At 69.1% G+C, this 14,816-nt stretch carries 12 protein-coding genes and 2 tRNA genes; 9 read left to right on the top strand and 5 right to left on the bottom strand.

What is annotated here, in order from left to right; all coding sequences use genetic code 11:
• Positions 1-122 precede the first annotated feature (122 nt).
• The 3 genes from ABS735_RS36380 to ABS735_RS36370 all read left to right on the top strand — a co-directional run bounded on the left by ABS735_RS36380 (position 123) and on the right by ABS735_RS36370 (position 4,130).
• Positions 123-2,234 carry a DEAD/DEAH box helicase gene (locus ABS735_RS36380; RefSeq protein ID WP_373904542.1) on the top strand — a complete coding sequence of 704 codons (2,112 nt, stop codon included), beginning with the start codon at positions 123-125 and terminating at the stop codon, positions 2,232-2,234.
• A 170-nt stretch (positions 2,235-2,404) separates the two neighbouring features.
• On the top strand, positions 2,405-3,940 hold the full coding sequence (locus ABS735_RS36375) for an amino acid permease (RefSeq protein ID WP_373904541.1): 1,536 nt from the start codon (positions 2,405-2,407) through the stop codon (positions 3,938-3,940).
• Between the two features lie 117 nt (positions 3,941-4,057).
• A tRNA-Lys gene (locus ABS735_RS36370) sits at positions 4,058-4,130 on the top strand.
• A gap of 129 nt (positions 4,131-4,259) precedes the next feature.
• Here the strand turns inward: ABS735_RS36370 and ABS735_RS36365 are convergent.
• The 4 genes from ABS735_RS36365 to ABS735_RS36350 form a co-directional block, all read right to left on the bottom strand.
• On the bottom strand, positions 4,260-4,505 hold the full coding sequence (locus tag ABS735_RS36365) for a DUF6907 domain-containing protein (protein ID WP_373904540.1): 246 nt from the start codon (positions 4,503-4,505) through the stop codon (positions 4,260-4,262).
• Entirely contained in the window at positions 4,451-4,708 is a 258-nt protein-coding gene (locus ABS735_RS36360) for a DUF6907 domain-containing protein (RefSeq protein WP_373904539.1), read from the bottom strand. Before ABS735_RS36360 ends, ABS735_RS36365 begins: the two co-directional genes overlap by 55 nt.
• Before the next feature lie 60 nt (positions 4,709-4,768).
• Complete coding sequence (locus tag ABS735_RS36355) at positions 4,769-5,425, bottom strand: hypothetical protein (RefSeq protein WP_373904538.1); 657 nt, start codon at positions 5,423-5,425, stop codon at positions 4,769-4,771.
• Between the two features lie 102 nt (positions 5,426-5,527).
• Positions 5,528-5,824 (bottom strand): hypothetical protein, encoded by a 297-nt coding sequence (locus tag ABS735_RS36350; protein ID WP_373904537.1) that lies wholly within the window; start codon positions 5,822-5,824, stop codon positions 5,528-5,530.
• A gap of 895 nt (positions 5,825-6,719) precedes the next feature.
• Between ABS735_RS36350 and ABS735_RS36345 the strand changes: the two genes are divergently transcribed.
• The 4 genes from ABS735_RS36345 (at position 6,720) to ABS735_RS36330 (ending at position 11,939) form a co-directional block, all read left to right on the top strand.
• Positions 6,720-10,040, top strand: coding sequence for a type ISP restriction/modification enzyme (locus ABS735_RS36345; protein ID WP_373904536.1), 3,321 nt, complete (start codon positions 6,720-6,722; stop codon positions 10,038-10,040).
• A 438-nt stretch (positions 10,041-10,478) separates the two neighbouring features.
• The gene (locus tag ABS735_RS36340; protein ID WP_373904535.1) at positions 10,479-11,111 is read left to right on the top strand and encodes a hypothetical protein; all 633 of its coding nucleotides are present in this window, start codon (positions 10,479-10,481) and stop codon (positions 11,109-11,111) included.
• Between the two features lie 45 nt (positions 11,112-11,156).
• A complete protein-coding gene (locus tag ABS735_RS36335; protein ID WP_373904534.1) occupies positions 11,157-11,549 on the top strand; it encodes a hypothetical protein in 393 nt (130 codons plus the stop codon).
• A gap of 6 nt (positions 11,550-11,555) precedes the next feature.
• Complete coding sequence (locus ABS735_RS36330; RefSeq protein ID WP_373904533.1) at positions 11,556-11,939, top strand: hypothetical protein; 384 nt, start codon at positions 11,556-11,558, stop codon at positions 11,937-11,939.
• Here ABS735_RS36330 and ABS735_RS36325 read toward each other — a convergent pair.
• Positions 11,920-12,879: a MerR family transcriptional regulator gene (locus ABS735_RS36325; protein WP_373904532.1), complete on the bottom strand. Its 960-nt coding sequence runs from the start codon at positions 12,877-12,879 to the stop codon at positions 11,920-11,922. The genes ABS735_RS36330 and ABS735_RS36325 overlap by 20 nt on opposite strands.
• Before the next feature lie 548 nt (positions 12,880-13,427).
• Between ABS735_RS36325 and ABS735_RS36320 the strand changes: the two genes are divergently transcribed.
• Together ABS735_RS36320 and ABS735_RS36315 are read left to right on the top strand one after the other, a co-directional pair.
• Positions 13,428-14,558: a dihydrofolate reductase family protein gene (locus tag ABS735_RS36320; protein ID WP_373904531.1), complete on the top strand. Its 1,131-nt coding sequence runs from the start codon at positions 13,428-13,430 to the stop codon at positions 14,556-14,558.
• Positions 14,559-14,626: 68 nt separating this feature from the next.
• A tRNA-Met gene (locus ABS735_RS36315) sits at positions 14,627-14,700 on the top strand.
• Positions 14,701-14,816 lie beyond the last annotated feature (116 nt).

Genomic DNA, 14,816 nt, shown 5'->3' with positions numbered 1-14,816 from the left:
CCGTGTGGCGCGTACTCTCCCCTTGCCGTGGTGGACCGCATCGAGGCGGTCGTATTGCGAATCGCGATTCACGGAGTTGACGGGCGCGTGCCGAGAGAGACTCCGGAAGGTTTCGCATTCGCATGTCCATGACCAGTACTGATCACGTCGTCGTGCCCGAGAACGCCGAAGGCGTAGAGGGTGCGCCGGAGGCCGTCGAGGCCGTAGACGCCTCCACGACCACCGAGGCCCCGGAGTCCCCCGAGGCTCCCGAGCCGACGTTCGCCGACCTCGGTCTGCCCGAGGGCGTCGTCCGCAAGCTCGCGCAGAACGGCGTGACCACCCCCTTCCCGATCCAGGCCGCGACCATCCCGGACGCCCTGGCCGGCAAGGACATCCTCGGCCGGGGCCGCACCGGCTCCGGCAAGACCCTCTCCTTCGGTCTGCCGACCCTGGCCACGCTGGCCGGCGGCCGCACCGAGAAGCACAAGCCCCGCGCCGTCATCCTCACCCCGACCCGCGAGCTTGCCATGCAGGTCGCCGACGCGCTCCAGCCGTACGGCGACGTCCTCGGCCTGAAGATGAAGGTCGTCTGCGGCGGCACCTCGATGGGCAACCAGATCTACGCCCTCGAGCGCGGCGTCGACGTCCTGGTCGCCACCCCGGGCCGTCTGCGCGACATCATCAACCGCGGCGCCTGTTCCCTGGAGAACGTGGAGATCGCGGTCCTCGACGAGGCCGACCAGATGTCCGACCTGGGCTTCCTGCCCGAGGTCACCGAGCTGCTCGACCAGGTCCCGGCGGGCGGCCAGCGGATGCTCTTCTCCGCCACCATGGAGAACGAGATCAAGACCCTCGTCGACCGGTACCTGAAGGACCCGGCCCTCCACGAGGTCGACGCGGCCCAGGGCGCGGTGACGACCATGTCGCACCACATCCTGGTCGTGAAGCCCAAGGACAAGGCGCCGGTCACCGCGGCCATCGCCTCCCGCAAGGGCCGCACCATCATCTTCGTCCGCACCCAGCTGGGCGCCGACCGCGTCGCCGAGCAGCTGCGCGACGCCGGCGCCAAGGCGGACGCGCTGCACGGCGGCATGACCCAGGGCGCGCGCACCCGCACGCTGGCCGACTTCAAGGACGGCTACGTCAACGTCCTGGTCGCCACCGACGTCGCCGCCCGCGGCATCCACGTCGACGGCATCGACCTGGTCCTGAACGTGGACCCGGCCGGCGACCACAAGGACTACCTGCACCGCGCCGGCCGTACGGCGCGCGCGGGCCGTACCGGCACGGTCGTCTCGCTCTCCCTCCCGCACCAGCGCCGCCAGATCTTCCGGCTGATGGAGGACGCGGGCGTCGACGCCACGCGCCACATCATCCAGGGCGGCGCGGCCTTCGACCCGGAGGTCGCCGAGATCACCGGCGCCCGGTCGATGACCGAGGTCCAGGCCGAGTCGGCGGGCAACGCGGCGCAGCAGGCCGAGCGTGAGGTCACCCAGCTCAGCAAGGAGCTGGAGCGGGCCCAGCGCCGCGCCACCGAGCTGCGCGAGGAGGCGGACCGCCTGGTCGCCAGGGTCGCGCGGGAGCGCGGCGAGGACCCGGAGACGGTCCTGGCCGAGGTGGCCGCCGCCGCGTCCGAGGCCGAGGTCTCGCTGCCCGAGCAGCCCGGCGCCCGGGACGTGGAGAAGACGGAGCGTGGCGGCAACGACCGTGAGCGCTCGTACGACCGCCGCGACTACCGTCGTGACGACCGCGGTGACCGCGGTGACCGCGGTGGGCGTTCCTTCGAGCGTCGTGACGACCGGGGTGACCGTGGCGGCCGTTCGTTCGAGCGTCGTGACGACCGTCGTGACGACCGTGGCGGGCGTTCCTTCGACCGTCGTGACGACCGTGGCGGGCGTTCCTTCGAGCGTCGTGACGACCGCGGTGGCTTCCGTCGGGACGACCGGAACGACCGCGGTGACCGTGGCGGCCGTTCCTTCGACCGTCGTGACGACCGTCGTGACGACCGCGGTGGCCGTTCGTTCGAGCGTCGCGACGACCGTGGCGGGCGTTCCTTCGAGCGCCGTGACGACCGGAGCGACCGCGGCGGGCACCGTGGCAGCGACCGCCCGTTCAACCGCGACCGCCAGGGCGACCGCCCCGGCTTCCGCGCCGGCGGTCACGACCGTCCGTACGGCCGCCGCGACGACCACCGTGGTTCGTCCTCCTTCGGCCGCCGCGACGACAAGCCGCGCTGGAAGCGCAACGGCTGACGTCTGAAGGTCAGAAGGCCTGAAGGTCTGAAGCCTGAAGATCTGACGAGCGCCGTGGCCTCCGCCCTACCGGGTGGAGACCACGGCGCTCTGCTGTACCTGCCTCCCGGGCCGATTTCCGGCCACGGAGTGACGCATGTCACGCCCGCCACGAGGGAATTGCTGGGGGCATGACAGATGACGCCAAGGCGAGTGGGCTGTCGGACGAGGAACGGCTGGCCCAGCTCGGCTACACCCAGGTTCTGGCCCGCCGCATGTCGGCGTTCTCCAACTACGCGGTCTCCTTCACGATCATCTCGGTCCTGTCGGGCTGCCTGACCCTCTACCTCTTCGGCATGAACACGGGCGGCCCCGCCGTCATCACGTGGGGCTGGGTCGCCGTCGGCCTGATGACGCTCTTCGTCGGCCTGGCGATGGCCGAGATCTGCTCGGCGTACCCGACCTCGGCGGGCCTCTACTTCTGGGCGCACCGCCTGGCACCACCGCGCACGGCGGCGGCCTGGGCCTGGTTCACGGGCTGGTTCAACGTACTGGGCCAGGTCGCGGTCACCGCCGGCATCGACTTCGGCGCCGCCTCCTTCCTGGGCGCCTACCTGAACCTGCAGTTCGACTTCGAGGTGACACCGGGCCGCACGATCCTCCTCTTCGCCGCGATCCTGATCCTCCACGGCCTGCTGAACACCTTCGGCGTCCGCATCGTCGGCCTGCTGAACAGCGTGAGCGTGTGGTGGCACGTCCTCGGCGTCGCGGTGATCGTGGGCGCGCTGACCTTCGCGCCGGACCACCACCAGTCGGCGTCCTTCGTCTTCGGCGAGTTCGTGAACAACACGGGCTGGGGGAGCGGCGTCTACGTCGTCCTCATCGGTCTCCTGATGGCCCAGTACACCTTCACCGGCTACGACGCCTCCGCCCACATGACCGAGGAGACCCACGACGCGTCCACGGCCGGCCCAAAAGGCATCGTCCGCTCCATCTGGACCTCCTGGATCGCCGGTTTCGTCCTCCTCCTCGGCTTCACCTTCGCCATCCAGTCCTACGACGGCGCCCTGACGTCCCCGACCGGCGCGCCGCCCGCCCAGATCCTCCTCGACGCCCTCGGCGCGACGGCGGGCAAGCTCCTGCTCCTCGTCGTCATCGGGGCGCAGCTGTTCTGCGGGATGGCGTCGGTGACGGCCAACAGCCGCATGATCTACGCCTTCTCCCGGGACGGCGCGCTGCCCTGGTCCCACATCTGGCACTCGGTGAACCCGCGCACCCGCACACCGGTCGCGGCGGTCTGGCTGGCGGCACTGGCCGCGCTGGTCCTGGGCCTCCCGTACCTGATCAACGTCACGGCATACGCCGCGGTGACGTCGATCGCGGTCATCGGCCTCTACATCGCCTACGTCATCCCGACCCTGCTGCGGGTCCGCAAGGGCGCCGCCTTCGAACGCGGGCCGTGGCACCTGGGCCGCTGGTCGCAGGTGGTGGGCGTGGTGGCGGTGACGTGGGTCGGCGTCATCACGGTCCTGTTCATGCTGCCCCAGGTGTCCCCGGTCACCTGGGAGACCTTCAACTACGCGCCGATCGCCGTCCTGGTCGTCCTGGGCTTCGCCGCCACGTGGTGGCTGGCCTCGGCCCGCCACTGGTTCCTCAACCCCGACCACGAACGCACCCGAGCCCGCGCGGCCGCCCACGCGAACGTCCCCGAGCCGGTGGACCCGTAGCCCCCGGCTCCCCGGCCCGCCGACGCGGCCGTGACCCCGATACCCGATCGGCGTCCCGGCCGCGGCGGGCTATGCTCGGTGTGGCAACATCACGCGACACCGCGCGACACACCGCCTGGGCCCTTAGCTCAATTGGCAGAGCAGTGGACTTTTAATCCATTGGTTGTGGGTTCGAGTCCCACAGGGCCTACCGAGGACAGGGCCATTCTGTGGCTCTGACCAGCGGTTTCGTGGCCCCGACCAGTCCTCCTGGCCGGGGCCACGCCACGTGTGGAGTCCGTCTGCGTGAGCGGGTGTGCCAACAGGCAGCGTGGCTTGTTCAGCTGACGCGTCCTTTCTCAGGGTTCGCCGCCCCAGGCGCGGTCCCCTTTGCGGCATCGAAGGCGTTGGTGAGACCGTCGAGGCGGTCGGCAAGCTCCCGGAGCCGATCCGCGTGTGCCGTGATGGACTCCGAGAGGCGGCGCAAATCGTCGGAACTGTGCGGATGCCAGTCGCCATCCATCTCGACGTTCATGAAGGGGACGTGACCGGGTGGGCGCTCGGCGAAGGGGCGCTGTTCGAGCACGCACGCAGAACCACCGGCGTGCCACGGCTCGTTGAGACTGTGAATTCGTAGTCAGGGCTCGCGTGCGTGACGTCGACGCGGTAGCCGCCGGGCTGATGCTCTGTTTCGCTTCCGGTACACCAGTCGGGCTCCCAGACGGTGACGGGCCCATGGTCGCACGTGGGGACAGTCACTGGCCGGGACGAGTTGTCATGATCCGGCATGAGCGAGTTCCTTGTTCGGCGGTCATCGGCCCAAGCCCGCATTTGGGTGAGGACTCCGGATCAGTCTTCGTTCAGGAGTTCAGCCGCGGCCTTTGGATCCATGAGGGTCGACCAGGCTTGCTCGGAGGGAAGAAGGGGCCGGCTGGGGAGGGCGTACTCGGGGTACCAGGCGGTGGGGTCGCAGCCGGGGACATGGCGCAGGATGACCGCGATGAGGTCGTCGGGTACGGAGCCGGTGATGCGCACCGCAGCATAGGTCTCATGGCCGTCGTCGCCGCGTACGAGGATGCCGAGGCGGAAAGCGGGAAAGTCGGCGGCGTGTTCATGCCCGTCGTGCAGTGATCCACGAGCCAGCTCCCGGACAGCCGCAGCGAGATCGCGGACGAGCCGGGCACCGGCCTCGAGTTGGTAGCGATCACGGTCGTTCTGGTCAGGGAGGAGACGCCCGACGTACGTCGTGGTGCTCAGGGGCTGGCGGTTGTTGGCGTTGTAGTGGGCTCGTGCGGCCCTCGCGGTCGTCTCCAGGGCTGAGTAGAAGTCGTCCGGTGAACCGTCCTCGCGTTGCCCGGCAGCGATGAGCCAGGGCAGATCCTCGTCGGTCCAGACCGCTCCGCGCCAGCGTTGGACCTTGACTTTGAAGAGGACCTCATCATCGATCGAGCGGATGCGCTCATGCCCGGCCCAGTCGTCGGCGAAGTTTTCCCGGGCCTTGGCCAAGATCGGGTGATCCAGTTCGTCGAGCGGTTCCCGGGCTGACGGTAGCGGTAGTTTCAAGTCCTCGCGGAGCGCGCGGAGGGTAGGTCGAGCGGGCCGCACGGATCAGTCGTCCTCGCCGACTCCGCCGAGTTCCTTGATCCGCTCCGGTGACAGTCCGGTCAGCAGCGAGACACTGGATTCCACGGATCCGTCCAGCTTGCGCATCTTCTCCAACATGCTGGCCCGAACCTCCTCACGGCGGACCTCCAAGTAGGTTCGGACGGCCTCGGCGACCAGGTCCTTCTTAGTCATCCCCAGAAAATGGGCGCCGTCCGCGATCAGCTCGTCTATGGCTGCATCGACTTTCAACGGTGCTGTCGTCCGGGTTGTCCGACTGCGGGCTTCCTCTGTGATCCTCATGCTCACACCCTCTCTGGTACCAAAAGGTACTCCTATTCTTCGGTGCTCGCGAGCGGGCGGTGAGTGGATAGCGAAGGGCCCGCTCGACCTGCTTGTCGGTCTCGGCCAACACGGTGCTTGTCCTGCCAGGGTGTCGGTGGACGCTGCCACGTCTGGCTCGGCGTCGGACCCTGTGCGGTGCTGGCTGGCATACCGGCTCCTGTCAGTTCTTGCAGATCCAGGCTGCGGTGACGGGGAGGGCGACCGCGTGGCAACTTGTGGCGGAACGCATGGGCTCTTGATGACTCGCTCGGGCCGAGTCGGCGTCGTGAACTCTTCAACGGCCAAGACAGAGGCGATAGCGCGAGGCCATGCGTCGACGGTTGATTCGCTGGAGGCGACCGCCGGGCGGGCAGCCGTGTCCTCGGACCGGGCCCCGCCCTGGTGACCGCCGCGGTCGCTGTCGTCGACTTCAGCAATCTGTCCCCCGTGCCACGCTCGGACGCAGACGTGGACGACAGACTGCACGGTAGATCGAGTGGTCCGCCAAGTCGGGAAGCAGCACTGATCATGCGTCTTCGACCTGCAGCTGCGTCTGTGCGGGGGAAGGCCGTTCCGCGACGGACGGGCTACCCGGCAGTGGGAGTGGGCGCTGCCGTACCTGGCTGACTTCCACACCCGGCGTGATGGTCTGCGGGTCGAGCCGGAAGGTGAGCTGGTGTAGCCGTCGCAGGACGATGACATTGGTGCTTCCGTGCGCCCCCGCATGCACCCTCCAGGCACCTCGCGTTCCCCTCCTACGGTCATGCAACAGAGAGGGCCGGAAAAGTCCGGCCCCGGCGGGGAGCACGGTGCGGCAGGTGACCGCACTGACTTGACGTCGGCCGGAACTGCCCGCCTTGGGGATGGGGGCGGTATGGGGTCCCGTCGCAGGATCGATGACAGCTTCGAGCAGGCAGTACAGGCCGCCGTGTCGACGTTTGGGGCGGAGGTCACGCCAAAGCTGAGAGGCAGTGGGTGGCAGGAAGACCAGCTTCGGGGACCGCTGGAAAACATGATTCGGTCCATATGTCGTGGCCTAGGTCTGGAAGTCACTCTCATTGGCGAAGTCGCACTTGTCGACACGGGAGCTCGCCCGGACTATGCCGTTGAGGTCGGAGGCGCCCTCGTCGGTTACATCGAGCTCAAGAAGCCGGGCACCCAGGCCGACCCGTCCGTCTACACAGGCCGCAACGCCGAACAGTGGGCAAAACTACGGCTGCTCAACAACGTTCTGCTCTGTGACGGGAACGAATTCTCCGTCCACCAAGAGGGCCAACAGGTCGGTGATGTGGCCCACATGAAGGGCTCGGTTCTCACCTCTGGATCCCGGCTTACCCCCGCCGACGGGACACTCGCGCGGGTGCTACGCGCATTCCTGACCTGGGAGCCGCAGACACCTCGCACCACGAGTCAGCTCATCCGGGCAGTCGCCGGGCTTTGCCAACTTCTGTCGGAAGAGGTCGGAGAAGCGATCGCACAGGAGAAGAGCCGTCGACGTCCACCGGCATTCACGACACTCGCCAAGGACTGGCGACACCTGCTGTTTCCGGAAGCAACCGACGCCCAGTTCGTCGAGCAATACGGTCAGGCAGTGGTGTTCGCGCTGCTGCTCGCCAGGGTGGAGGAGATCACTTTCGAAGGCGAGACTGTGCATGAGATCGCCACGAAGCTCGGCAAGAAGCACTCGTTGATGGGGCAGGCCCTGGATGTCTTGGCCGGCGACTCTGTCGCTGGCCTGTCCACCACGCTGAACACATTGCTTCGTGTCATCGGCGCGGTCAGATGGGACGTGCTGGACGATGGCACCGGTGACGCCTACTTCCTGCTGTACGAACACTTCCTCCAGATCTACGACCCGGACCTGCGGATACGCACAGGCTCGTACTACACACCGCGTGGCGTCGTCTCGGCCATGGCCCGGCTTGTTGAGGACGTCCTGAAACGGGAGGGTTTCCGTATCCCGTCCGGTTTCGCCTCTCCTGATGTGGTCCTTGTCGACCCAGCCATGGGTACCGGCACCTTCCTCCTTTCGGCGCTGGAGCTGGCCGCCGCGACCATCACAGAGGCAGAGGGCCCAGGCGCGGTGGGCCCACGTTTGCGAGAGATGGTGGGGCGTCGGCTGGTCGGTTTCGAGATGCAGGTCGGTCCATTCGCTGTTGCGGAACTACGCATGCACGCCATGCTCAAGCAGTACGGGTCCGCGGCCCCCGCCCAGGGACTCAGGCTGTTGGTGGCTGATGCCCTGGACAGCCCGACAGCCGAGTTCAACTGGATCCCCCACACCTACCGGGCGCTCGCGGAATCCCGTCGCCAGGCCAACCAGGTCAAGCGGGACGAGCGTGTCATGGTCGTCATGGGCAACCCGCCTCACGACGCCGTGAAACGGGGCGCCGGCAAGTGGGTGGAACGAGGGGAGCCCGAGGCGGACATCCCGGCCCCGCTGGGGGCCTTCCGGCAACCTGGCAACGGCAGGTACGAGTCGAAGATCGCCAACCTCTACGTCTACTTTTGGCGCTGGGCCACCTGGAAGGTCTTCGACGCACACGACGACGTGCCATTCGGTGTGGTCGCGCTGATCACGCCGAAGGCATGGCTCAAGGGCCGGGCGTTCGCCGGAATGCGGCGCTATCTACGCGAAACCGCCGACGAAGGCTGGATCGTCGACCTGTCCCCGGAGGGCCACCGCGCGGATGTCGCAACCAGGATCTTCCCCGAGGTCGCCCAGGAATTGTGCATCGCGATCTTTGTACGATGGCGAGACAGCCCCAGGCCACGGACGGACCGGCAGACCGCAAGGGTAAGACACCTCAAGGTCGGCGGGCGCAGAGCCGAGAAGATCGAACGCCTGACGACACTCAGGCTCGACGACCCCGAATGGCGCGAGTGCGCCACGGGTGAGACGGATGCCTTCCTGCCACCCGGCAGCGACCTGTGGGAGTCCTGTCCGCAGCTGAGAGAACTGATGCCGTGGTCGTCTCGTGGCGTCACGCCTGGGCGCATGTGGGTCTACGCACCGGACGAGGACACACTTCACAAACGGTGGCAGCGCTTACTCGCAGCGGATGCCGAGAGACGCGCCGAGATGCTCGGACGCTCTGGTGAGCGAGCGCCTTCAGACAATGTCCCTCCCCTGCCAGGAGTTGAGTCTCACGGGCGGATACCGCTCGCCGCCGAGCACAGGACAAATCCCCAAACGGTGCGCATTGGGTTCCGCTCGTTCGACCGGCAATACGTCTTGCCGGACAGCCGATTGATGGAGCGAGGCAGAGCGGACCTTTGGCGTGTTCGCAGCGACCGCCAGATCTACACCGTTGAGCAGAACGCCCACCCGGTGGTCAACGGTCCGGCACTGGTCTTCAGCGCCCTCATCACCGACATGGACTATTTCAACAACCGCAGCGGTTGCGCCCGTCCCCTCTACCGCAACGCCGCGGGCACGTTGCCTAACGTCGTGCCCGGTCTGCTCCCCTTGCTCGCCGGGCGGCTCGGCATACCGGTCGTCGCTGAAGACCTGCTGGCCTACATCGCCGCGATCGCGTCCCACCCGGAGTACACGGCTCGATTCCAAGAGGACCTCGAAGTCCCTGGCGCGCGGATACCCCTCACTGTTGACCTTTGCTTGTGGGAGCAGGCAGTTGCCATTGGCCAGCGAGTCCTGTGGCTACACACCTACGGCGAGCGGTACGTCGACGAGACGGCCGGGAGGCCGTACGGCAGGGTGCTGCTACCACGCGACCGCCCTCGATGCGTCGAGGAGATCCCGGACGATGCGGAAGCCATGCCGGAGAAGCTGGCGTACGACCCCGTGACACAGGATCTGTGGGTCGGCAGTGGACGGATCAGTCCGGTGCCACGCGCGGTCCGGGAGTACCAAGTGTCCGGGATGAACGTTCTCGACAAGTGGTTCGGCTACCGTCGGAGGAACCCCGCCGGCAAGCGACGCCTCGAACTGGACCACGAGGTAGCTCCGCGCTGGCTTCCCTCATGGACAACGGAACTGCTGGAGTTGCTGAATGTCCTCGGCCTGCTCGTTCGAGAGGAGCCAACACAGGCCGATCTCTTCGATGATGTGTGCGCAGGTCCACTGATCACGGTGTTGGACCTGACCGCAGCGGGAATCCTCCCCGTTCCCACAGAGGCAACCAGGGCGCTGAAGGCAACATCGGACGCGGGCGACGCACTATTCGACCTGTAAGCGAAGGAGCGGCCCCCGAACTACGTGCAACTGGTCCAAGTCATCGACCTGATCGGGCACGAGTCCGCTCCCACCCCGGAGCGTGCTTGGACTGCAACCGCGAGAAGCAGTAGCGCCGCACCGACATCGCTGCTGAACGTGCTGCTCAGCCGACCTCTTCTGCGTGAGCGATGCGTGAGCGGACGGAACCGTACAGGTCATCACGGGGAAGGCCGGGTCACGAGTCACATCAGTCCTGACCAGGTGGCTCCGGACACCCAAGAACGGCCCGGAACCACCCAGCAAGCCTTGGCCAGGACTTTTAATCCATTGGTTGTGGGTTCGAGTCCCACAGGGCCTACCGGTCGGACCCCGGCCCACCGCAGGAACGGGCTGGGGTCCCGTACGTCTGCCGAAAGTGCGATGACGGGCGGTGACGGGCTGTGGCACATTCACCGGATGTCCAACGACGTCGCCTATCCCGTCTTCCGCACCGCCGACCGCGCGCTCGCCCTGAGCACCGCGCGCCGCATCGTCGAGTTCGGCCGCCGCGCGGACTCCCGGGTCTCCGCGCGCACCGAGCTGCACTCCGTCGCGGAGGTGCGGCGGGTGGCGAAGGAGCTGCCCGGGGGGTGGTTCCGGTCGTGGGAGAAGTACGGCGAGTTCGACGGGGTGCCGCCGCAGGACCTGCCCGTGCTGATCGTCGGCGTCGAGGGGGCCGGCCTGCCCGCCGACCCGGCCGCGTACGAAGGACGACTTCCCGTGGAGTGCGAGCTGTACGACGTGCCGGTCGGCAGCGCCGAGGACGCCTTCGCGGCGGCGACGGGCTCGAACGCCGGTGAGGTGAACTGGAACGGACTGTGCTGGCCGGACGCGCCCGAGCTGGACTTCTTCGGCGAGTCCAAACACGCCGAAGTGACGCTGCTCCTCAACACCCGCACCCGCGAGCTCGACGAGCCCGCCGACGACCACACCGTCCTCGTCCATGTCCGCAGTGTCGGTGTCGACGGCCGCCAGGCGCGGGAGCCGTATGCGCACTGGCTCGCCGAGCAGGTGGGGCTCACGGTCATCGGGCCCGGGCAGCTGTGGTGAAGCCGGCCCGTCGGACAGGCCGACGGCCACGGATAGAGTCCCGGCATGAGCACAACTCCCTCTGACAGAAGCGGGGTTGACCTCCGTCCCGCTCGCCGGATCAGCCCGCGCCGCCTCGGTGCCGCCGCCGTGGTCTACGGCGTGTTCGTCGCGGGCTGGTACCTGGGCCAGCCCGTGACCCCCGAGTGCCGCCCCGACCAGACCGCCCTCGACCGGCTCGCCGAACAGTACGGGCACGTACCGGTCTCCACACCCACACCCACTCCCTCTCCGGTATCCGGCCCCACCCGGAAACCGTCGGTTGTCCCGCAGGACGGCCTGCTCGAGGACACCCGCACCGTCCACACCCTGACGGTCACCTCCTACGCCGCCACCTGCACCAGCGACACGGGTGAACGCCCTCGCCTCCGAGCCTGGTCCGACGGCGACTGGAGGTAGAGCGGGATGCCCGACTGGACAACCCCGCGCCGCCTCGGAGTCGTCACCACGCTGTACGCCGTGTTCCTGGCCGGATGGTGGCTGGGCCAGCCGGTGCGGTCCGACGGCTGCCTGGAGGACCGGCCGATCGCCGGGTCCGATGCTCGCCCCGCGCCGGTGGAACCTGCCGACCCTGGCCGGTACCTCGAGAACCTCGGCCTCGGGTCCGGTCTCCTCGACTGGGCCGATGACATGGACGGCTCCCGCGACGGCGAGTACGGTCCCGGCGACCGTGGGTACGAACTGCGGTACGGGTCAGGGACGCACACCACGTCCGGCGCGGAACACACCTTCTGTTACTACACGAAGCGCGCCCGCCTGGTCGCGTGGCTCAACGGCGACTGGGGCTGACCCGGCCGGACCGGCGCAGGGCCTGGACCATCCAGGGCTGGAAGGGCAGGTGGCCGGGAACCACCTGCCAGTCGTTGACGGCCCAGACCAGACGCCAGTACCGCTCGACGAGCGGATCGTGCCCCGCCTCGAACCGCCGGGCCAGCCACTCCCGCAGCTCCGGGCCGTCGGGACGGCCGAGCACGGCCGCGCAGCGCGATGCGACGGCGTCGACCACCGGGTCGGCGTCGGCACCGTTCGGGTCGATGCCCGCCTCCCGCGCGTCGGCGACGGCCCCCCTGACGAACGGGAGCAGCTCCGCCACCGCCTCCTGGGCCGCCCCCGGCAGCAGGTCCTCGTCGGCGGGCGGGAGCGCCCCGTCCGCCATGCGCGCGCGGAAGTCGTCGTCGGCCATGAGTTCGGCCAGCTCCACCCACGCGGCGAGCTGGGCGTCGGACGGTTCGTCCGGGAGGTCGGGCAGCGCGGTGCGCAGAGCGGCGGCGGCACCGCGGGCCCGCGGGGTGTCGGCGCCGAGGCCGGCGATGAAGTCGGCCACCAGGCGCCGGCGTTCGTCGGAGGTGAGGCGGGCGAGCCGGTGCATGAGAACTGTCTCCTCGGGACTGGGACCGCGCCGGGCGACGAGCCGCAGCATGCTGTGCCGCAGTCGCAGCGCGCGGATCTGCAGGGCAGTGGCGTCGGCGTGCGCGGCGGCGACGTCGGCGACGGAGAGGTCTCCGTCCAGGACGCGACGGACCGTGGTGAGACCGACGTCCAGCTCCCGCAGGACGCCGATGAGGTGGAGCCGGCCGAGGGCCGCGTCGCTGTAACGGCGGTAGCCGGCCGGAGTGCGGTCCGTGGGCGGCAGCAGTCCGGTGTCCGAGTAGAACCGGATCGTCCGTACGGGCACTCCGGTACGGGCCGACAGTTCACCGATCGAGTGCAGGGGCGTCGCGCCGTTCATGAGGCCCACTCTCCGCTCTCCAGTCACTGGAGAGTCAAGGCGTTCGAGGCTCCCGCGGGTTCCTGCACGTCCCGGTCGCCGAGCCAGGCCGGCGCGGCCACCGTCAGCGCGCTGACGCCGGTGTCCAGGGTCGGCTGGACGACGGGGCGGAGGTGGTGGTTCCGGCGCGTTGAGGCCGAAGCGGAGGCCGAGCATGCGGATCAGGAAGCAGACCGCCGCCGCTCCGAGCGCGGCCGGGAGCCCGTACAGCCCCGTCTCGGTGGTCGCGACGGTCACCGCAGCGCCCGCGAGGGCGGAAATTGTGCGGCCCGGCGGGCGGTGAGTCCTGCTACTCCGTCCCCGTCCGCGAGATGGTTCTCCGACGGGATGGGCCGGTCCGGCGTCATAGTACGTTGTTGCAAGTAGAGACCCCGGCGAGGTGGCTGGACCCCCGGGGGCACGGCCAACGCTTACAGCCCGCGGACCACGGTGAGCCGTAGCGGCAGCACCGGCGCCTAGTGTTGCCCCGCCGGAACCCGACGCTCGCTCGCCTTCCCGGAGTACACCGCATGTCCCTCCCCCACGTCCTCCTCTCCGCCGCCGTCTCCCTCGACGGCTACCTGGACGACACCGGCCCCGACCGGCTGCTGCTGTCCAGCCCCGCCGACTTCGACCGGGTCGACGAGATACGGGCGTCGGTCGACGCGATCCTGGTCGGGGCCGGGACGATCCGGGCCGACAATCCGCGGTTGCTGGTGAACTCCGCCGAGCGTCGGGCGGCCCGGGTCGCGGCGGGGGAGGCGGAGTACCCGCTCAAGGTCACCGTCAGCGGCAGCGGCGAGCTGGATCCGGCGGCGCGTTTCTGGCACACGGGTGGGGAGAAGGTGCTGCTGAGCACGGACGACGGTGCGCGGCGGGCCCGCGCGCTCGGGATCGGTGCCGATGTCGTGTCCCTGGGGCCGGTGCTCGACTGGCGTGCGGTGCTGGAGCATCTGCATGACCGGCGCGGGGTGCGGCGGCTCATGGTCGAAGGGGGCGGGACCGTCCACACCCAGTTGCTCCAGCAGGAGCTCGCCGACGAGCTGCAGCTCGTCCTCGCGCCGCTGCTCGTGGGGGACCCGGCCGCGCCCCGGCTGTTCGGGCCCGGTGCCTACCAGGGCGGGCGGCTGCGGCTGGTGGAGTCGCGGCGGATCGAGGACGTGGTGCTCCACCGGTACCGGCCCACCGCCCCCGGGACCGGCGACCGGGTCGCCGCCGCCGACCGGCACTGGCTGGCGCTCGCCTGTGAGCTGGCCGAACTGTGTCCGCCGTCGGACACCGCGTTCAGCGTGGGGGCCGTCGTGGTCGCCGCCGACGGGAGCGAGCTGGCGCGGGGGTATTCGCGGGAGGGGGGCGACGCCGTCGTGCATGCCGAGGAGGCGGCGCTCGCGAAGACCGACCCCTCCGACGCGCGGCTCGCGGGCGCCACCGTCTACAGCAGCCTGGAGCCCTGTGCCCGCCGTGCCTCCCGGCCCGCACCCTGCGCCCGGCTGATCCTCGACGCCGGGGTGCGTCGCGTCGTCACGGCCTGGCGGGAGCCGGACACCTTCGTGCCGGGGGCGGACGGGAGCGGGGTGCTCGCCGCCGGGGGCGCCGCCGTCGTCGTACTGGCCGGGTACGAGGAGCGGGCGAAGGCGCCGAACCGCCATCTGGAGGGGTAGGGAACCACCGGGGGAGATACCGATGTGCATTCCGCCCCCGGGATGACGTACAGTGGTGAACACAACGACGCGGGGTGGAGCAGCTCGGTAGCTCGCTGGGCTCATAACCCAGAGGTCGCAGGTTCAAATCCTGTCCCCGCTACTGAAGGCCGAGGGCCGGAATCCGAAAGGGTTCCGGCCCTCGGTGCGTCTCGTCACGAACCCCGTTTCATCCGGTCGGCCCCTCACCGCTCGCCGCCCGCCCCCGCACCCGGAAAC

Source organism: Streptomyces sp. MMCC 100, assembly GCF_041538145.2.
Lineage (GTDB): Bacteria > Actinomycetota > Actinomycetes > Streptomycetales > Streptomycetaceae > Streptomyces.
The sequence above is the reverse complement of the archived record's forward strand: the minus strand, read 5'-3'. Positions and strand labels throughout refer to the sequence as shown.